At 65.2% G+C, this 6,114-nt stretch carries 4 protein-coding genes; 2 read left to right on the top strand and 2 right to left on the bottom strand.

Annotated features, from left to right (window positions below; all coding sequences use genetic code 11):
* Nucleotides 1-1,769 (bottom strand): hypothetical protein (locus JHD07_RS06610; RefSeq protein ID WP_291620259.1); only part of this gene is annotated, 1,769 nt, incomplete at its 3' end.
* 246 nt (nt 1,770-2,015) lie between these two features.
* On the opposite strand from JHD07_RS06610, the gene JHD07_RS06615 reads away from it, so the two are divergent.
* The gene (locus JHD07_RS06615; protein WP_291620261.1) at nt 2,016-4,325 is read left to right on the top strand and encodes an NADP-dependent malic enzyme; all 2,310 of its coding nucleotides are present in this window, start codon (nt 2,016-2,018) and stop codon (nt 4,323-4,325) included.
* A gap of 309 nt (nt 4,326-4,634) precedes the next feature.
* Nucleotides 4,635-5,087, top strand: coding sequence for a DoxX family protein (locus tag JHD07_RS06620; protein ID WP_291620263.1), 453 nt, complete (start codon nt 4,635-4,637; stop codon nt 5,085-5,087).
* A 3-nt stretch (nt 5,088-5,090) separates the two neighbouring features.
* Here JHD07_RS06620 and JHD07_RS06625 read toward each other — a convergent pair.
* Nucleotides 5,091-6,114: helix-turn-helix domain-containing protein (locus JHD07_RS06625; protein WP_291620265.1), on the bottom strand; the 1,024-nt coding region annotated here is incomplete at its 5' end.

The raw sequence follows: 6,114 nt of genomic DNA on the forward strand, positions 1-6,114 counted from the left end.
CCCTGGGCCCGGATCATCTCGACGATGGCGCTACGCGCGGCGTCACGGCTGACATTCTGCATGCGCGCGAACTGAGCCACGATCAGATCGACCACGCCGCGGTCGCGCAAGGACAGCTCGATTGCGCCGGTCTCGACCTGCGCCAACTGATCCATGGCCTCCGACCGGCCCGTCGTGGTGAAGAGGTCGCGCGGCACCTTGGCAAGCGCAAGACTGACCTGCGCCTTGGCGAGGTTGCCGAGATCGAGCGTGGCCGGCGCCAGCGCGAAGGCGCCCGACGATTCCGTCCAGGCCGCGCCGAGATCGAGGTCGATCGCGAGCTTGTCCACGCCCGCCATGATCAGCGGCTGCAGCGCCGGAGTGGCGGGATCGGTCGGTGTGACCATCTTCACGACCAGATTGGCCTTGCTCGGGATCGATCCCACCAATTGACCCCAGTTGAGACTGATCGTGTCAACGGTGATGGGCTGCCGCGCGGTATTGTGGGGCACAACCATGCCCTTGACCTCGGCGCCTTCGAGCACGCGGAACAGGCCCAGCATCTGGTCGGGCGAAGGGGGCTGCCCGGGGGTTCGAAGGCTTGCCGCCCAGCGCATCAGGTTTGCCGCGCTGAATGACTTCAGCGCGAAGCTCTCCATCTTGAATTGGCCCCGGGGCAGCGGCATGTCGATGCCTTCCAGAGCAATCCTGTCCTGATCGTATTTGACCGCCTTGAGCCGTCCCGTCCCTTGCGGCGTCTCGACCGTTTGCCTGCCGATCTCGGCCTTGCCGATCTGGAAGCCCTCGAAGAAGTCCGCCACCTTCTCGATCATGCCTCGTGATTGCGCCGGCGTCGGGATCGAGCCATCGACCGGCACCAGCGCGATGATCTCGGCCGGTCGGAATTTCGACGGCCGGATCGCGATGTCGTCGAAGCCCATGCCCTCGATCTGCACCCGCACACCCGGCGCCATCGTCACGACATATGAGTTGACCGAGACGCGCCGATAGATTCTGCGGAATTGGTCGTCGCTCGTCCCTTGCTGATCGAGCGCAGCACGCACCGCGGTTGCGTCGAAATCGTAGGCGGCGAGACCTGACAGCTCGCCGGTCATTTTCGCGGGCTTGCCCGGCTGGGCCATGTCGATCGAATAAGTGACACGGTCCGTCTTTGCCGTTTCGACCTTGCCGCGGTTGACGTTGTGGACCGACAGACCCGAATAGACATAATCACCGCTGCCGGCGTTGCCGCTGCCCGCATCGACATTGACGGAAATCGTCGGTACCGCGATCGAGGACGCCGAAACGGTCGCGTATTGCGCCAGCATGAAGCGGTACATGTCGAGGATCGAGCCTGACAGCGGCGCGTCGGCTGCACGGATGGGACCGCCAAAGTCGCGTGCGGTGATCTGCGGGATCTTGTAGCTCGCTTTCAGCTTCGCCCGATCCGTGTAGGTGAGCGCGACCTCGACACCGGACACCTCAATGCTGTCCGCCGCGAAATGGCCCTCATCCGGAAGGCGCACACCGACGGCTGTGAGCTTTGCGGCCTTGAGGTTGGCGAGCGGCGGCTGGGCGGGCTCGACTGCGATGTCCTCGATCGTCAGCGTCCGGGTCGCGAGTTCGAACGCGATCTTGCCATGGCTCGCCTTGCCGCCGCCCGAGCGCATCTGCGCGAACACCGCCTCGACCTCGCTGTTGGCCCGGTGCTGGATGTAGAGATTGAAGCCGAACCATCCACCGGCGGCGAGCACGGCTGCCACGATCAGGCCGATCAGGATTCGCTTCATTCCCAGCTCCAGTTGCTCGTTTTGCACCGCGCAACCTGCCATATTCGCGAAACGCCGCGCGGTCCAGGGAAAGCTATGGTTTTCAAATATTTGACTGCGCGCCCTGTTGACGGGGACGCAATCCGATGTTGCCACCGGGGCGCCCGGCGTGCTTCATCCGGCTTCCATGAGCCGGAAATACGGTCTGCTTGGACCGCGGCTTCGGATCGTGCATTTTGAGGCCGGTAACGCGAGGCGAGACACCGCATGTCGTCCTATTCTGATGATCTCCACCAGGCGGCGCTCGCCTACCATCGTCTGCCGCGCCCTGGAAAGTTGGAGATCCAGGCAAGCAAGCCGCTTGCCAACCAGCGCGACCTCGCGCTGGCCTATTCGCCGGGCGTCGCCGCGGCCTGCACCGAGATCGCCAAGAATCCGGCCGAAGCCGCCACGCTGACCACACGCGCCAATCTGGTTGCCGTCGTCTCCAACGGCACCGCGGTGCTCGGCCTCGGCAATATTGGTCCGCTAGCCTCCAAGCCGGTGATGGAGGGCAAGGCCGTCCTCTTCAAGAAGTTCGCCGGCATCGACGTGTTCGACATCGAGATCGCCGCCGACACCATCGACCGCGTCGTCGAAACGGTGGCGGCGCTGGAGCCGACCTTCGGCGGCATCAATCTGGAGGACATCAGGGGACCCGAATGCTTCGAGATCGAAGCGCGCCTGAAGGAGCGCATGAAGATCCCGGTGTTCCACGATGACCAGCACGGCACCGCGATCATTGTTGCCGCCGCCATCACCAACGGTCTCCGCCTGAACGGCAAGAAGCTGTCCGAGGTCAAGATCGTGGCGTCCGGGGCAGGGGCTGCGGCCATCGCGACGCTCAATCTGCTGGTGTCGATGGGCGCGCAGCGCAAGAACATCTGGGTCTGCGACATCGACGGCCTCGTGCACGAGGGCCGCAACACCTCGATGGACCGCTGGAAGGCGGTCTATGCGCAGAAGACCGACAAGCGCACGCTGGCCGACGTCATCGGCGGCGCCGACATCTTCATCGGGCTCTCGGCGCCGGGCGTGCTCAAGCCCGAAATGGCCAAGGCGATGGGCGAGAAGCCGCTCATCATGGCGCTTGCCAATCCGACGCCCGAGATCATGCCGGAAGAAGCGCGAAAAGTGCGCCCCGACGCCATGATCTGCACCGGCCGCTCCGACTATCCGAACCAGGTCAACAACGTCCTGTGCTTTCCCTTCATCTTCCGCGGTGCCCTCGATGTCGGCGCCAGCGCCATCAACGAGGAGATGAAGCACGCCGCGGTCGAAGCCATCGCGCAGCTCGCACGCGAGGCGCCGTCGGACGCCGTCGCGCAAGGTTTCGACACCGGCGAGACGCAAGGGTTCGGCCCCGGCTCGCTGATCCCGAGCCCGTTTGATCCGAGGTTGATCCTCCGCATCGCGCCGGCGGTGGCGAAGGCGGCGATGGAGTCTGGCGTCGCGACGCGTCCCATCACCAATTTCGACGAATACACCGCGCTGCTCGAGCGCTTCGCCTTCCGGTCCGGCCTCGTCATGAAGCCAGTGTTCGCCAAGGCCAAGACCCAGCCGATGCGCGTGATCTATGCCGAGGGCGAAGACGAGCGCGTGCTGCGCGCCACCCAGGTCGTGCTGGAGGAAAAGCTGGCGCGCCCCATTCTGGTCGGCCGTCCCTCGGTGGTCGAGGCGCGCATCAAGCGTTTCGGCCTGTCGATCAAGGCGGGCAAGGATTTCGACCTCGTCAATCCCGAGGACGATCCGCGCTATCGCTCTTATGTGCAGTCCTATGTCGAGGTCGCCGGCCGCCGCGGCGTGACGCCGGATGCGGCCCGCACCGTGGTCCGCACCAACAACACGGTGATCGCCGCGCTCGCGGTGATGCGCGGCGAGGCGGATGCCATGCTGTGCGGCGTCGAGGGCCGCTACATGAGCCATCTGCGCCATGTTCGCGAGATCGTCGGTTTCTGCCCGGGCATCAGCGACTATGCGGCGCTGGCGCTTATGATCACCAGCAAGGGCGCCTTCTTCATCGCCGACACGCAGGTGCGGCCCAATCCGAGCGCGGCAGAGCTCGCCGAGATCGCCTCGCTCGCCGCGGTCCACGTCCAGCGCTTCAACATCAAGCCGAAGATCGCCTTCGTCTCGCATTCGGATTTCGGCAGCTACGACACCGACTCCTCGCGCAAGATGCGGCTGGCGACCCAGCTGCTGAAGGACAAGCATCCGGAGATCGAGGCCGACGGCGAGATGCAGGGCGACACCGCGCTCTCCGCCACTGCGCGGAAGCTGGTGTTGCCGCATTCCAAGCTGGAGGGCGAGGCCAACATCCTGATCATGCCGACGCTAGACACTGCCAACGTCGCCTATCAGATGATCAAGTCGCTGGCGGACGCGCTGCCCGTCGGCCCGATCCTGGTCGGCCCGGCGCGTCCGGCGCACATCCTCACCCCCTCGGTGACGGCGCGGGGAATCCTCAACATGACGGCGGTCGCGGTGGTGGAAGCCCAGGAGCGCGCTGCGCGGCAGCATCCGACGCTGTTTACGTAGTTGCTTCGCGCTCGCTCGATGTCGTCGTGACGTTCGCGCCACAAACTCGTCATGCCCGGGCTTGACCCGGGCATCCACGTTCTATGTTCCGTGCGGCAAGGCGTGGATGGCCGGGTCAAGCCCGGCCATGACGCCGAAAGAGTTGCGGTCAAACACGCTCTCGTTCGATTCCGCTAGGGAGTCGGGCGAATAACATGCCGCCAACCTTTGAATTCCCGACAGTTCGCCATTCCCCGTTTGTAAACCGGCGCACGACTCATCATAATCCGCTCACGCGTTCCGTGCTTTGCGCTTGCCAAGAGGCTGATCATGCCAGCGTTCGTGACTTTCGGGCGAATCCTATTTGCCGTGCTGTTCGTCTACACGGGCGCGACCAAGCTCTTTGCCCTCCAGGCGACGGCCGACTTCATCGCCACCAAGGTCGTGGTGCCCGATGTCGTCGCGCCTTACGCCCAACAGGTGGAGACCGCGACCGCCATGACCACGCCGCAGCTGCTGGCGATCGCGGTCGGCGGGCTCGAGGTCATCGCCGGGCTGATGATCGCGCTGAATTTCGGCGCGCGGTTCTTCGCGATGCTGATGATCATCTATCTCGCGGTTGCGACCGTGCTGTTCGATGACTTCTGGAATCAGGCGTCGCCCGACAATGCGAAGATGGTGGTCGATGCGCTGAAGAACCTCTCGATCATCGGCGCGTTGTTCATGCTGATGGGATACGGCCGCACCACGCGTCCGGCCGAAGCGGCTTACGGCGACGTGTAGCGGTCAATCCGCCCTCGGAGGCGCGATCTCGCGCATCCAGCGGGAGATCGTCGCGCCGTTCGTTGCGTCCGTGTCCCGCTGCACACCGAGCAGCGCGGCCTCGCGCGCTGCGCGCGGCGTGATGCCGTAGGCGGCCTTGAAGGTCCGCGTGAAATGCGCGTCGGTGCCGAGCTGCCAGCGCCGCGCGACTTCGCTGATCCTCAGACTCCGCGCATCCGAATTGGCGAGGTCGAAGAAGGCACGGTGCAGGCGGCGGCTGCGGATGTAGTCGGCGATGCCGCCGACCGGCGCGAACAGCCGGTACAGCGAGGCCCGCGACAGGCCGAAATGCGCGGCGATCGAATTGGCCGACAGGTCGCCGCTGCCGAGATCGGCTTCGATGTATTGGCGGATCCGCATCAGCGACGGGCTCGCCGCGACGGAATGGTCGAAACCGGCCTCGACGCGCTCGAGTTCGTTGCGCAGGCACGCGGCCAGCAGCGACACCGTGCCTTCGACCACGGACTGGCATTCGTCGAGCGTCATGCGCGGCGCGAATTCGAACAGGGCACGGAGGTGTCCGGCGAGGAGCCTCGCGATCACGCTGCTGCCCGGCAGCACGAGGCCGTGCAGATCGTCGACTCTCAATAGATGAGCGCCGAACATCGGGCGTGGCACGACCAGCGTGACATTCTCGAACGCCGTCGCCCTGGTCTCCAGGGTCTGGGCGAGGTCGAACAGGCAGATGTCGCCGGCGCGCACCTGCACCGGCCGGTCCCCGGCGACGCCGTTAAAACCGCCCTTCAAATAGAGCTGGAGGATGACGTGGTCGACGCCGCTGCGCGCGATTGTTTCAGCCGTCCGGCGAAAGCGCTGGCCGCTGGCACGGCTCAGCCCGATCAGCACCGGCCCCATGGCGAAGGAACTGATGTCGGCGCGAAATGGACCCGGCTCGCCGGCGGCGAGCTCGTCGACCTCGAACAGCGTGGCCACGGCCTCCCGCCAGGCGTTGACGTTCGCTGCCGTCTCCATCTGATCGGCGGTGAAG

The sequence above is a fragment of the Bradyrhizobium sp. genome, assembly GCF_016462955.1.
Lineage (GTDB): Bacteria > Pseudomonadota > Alphaproteobacteria > Rhizobiales > Xanthobacteraceae > Bradyrhizobium.

What these genes read in the sequence shown, in the direction of transcription:
- JHD07_RS06620 (WP_291620263.1), top strand. Translation starts at nt 4,635, where the DNA reads ATGCCAGCGTTCGTGACTTTCGGGCGAATCCTATTTGCCGTGCTGTTC.
- JHD07_RS06615 (WP_291620261.1), top strand. Translation starts at nt 2,016, where the DNA reads ATGTCGTCCTATTCTGATGATCTCCACCAGGCGGCGCTCGCCTACCAT.